Annotated in this window: 1 protein-coding gene; it reads right to left on the minus strand. The window is 62.0% G+C overall.

The features are described from left to right. The coding region (locus EII42_RS13225; RefSeq protein ID WP_158676546.1) for a hypothetical protein at positions 1-237 on the minus strand (237 nt) is incomplete at both ends.

Here is a 237-nt window from a genome sequence, read left to right on the forward strand (position 1 = left end):
TGTCATCGAGGGTGTACTTGCTGCGGGTGACTGATAGCCAGAGCGCCTCAATGTTGTCTGGGCCGTTGTAGTGGACGGAGCCGAGCCAGACGTTGATGGTGGCCCATTTGGGGTCGAAGGTGAGGGTGCCGAGGGTCCCAGGGAAGGCATAGTCGTCGCGGGGCAGGCCGGCGTAAAGCGGCGGAAAGCGATACGGGGGCGGGATAACAGTCCAGTCCTTGCTATCACGCCAATGCG

It is taken from the genome of Tessaracoccus sp. OH4464_COT-324 (genome assembly GCF_003932855.1).
Classification (GTDB): domain Bacteria; phylum Actinomycetota; class Actinomycetes; order Propionibacteriales; family Propionibacteriaceae; genus Arachnia.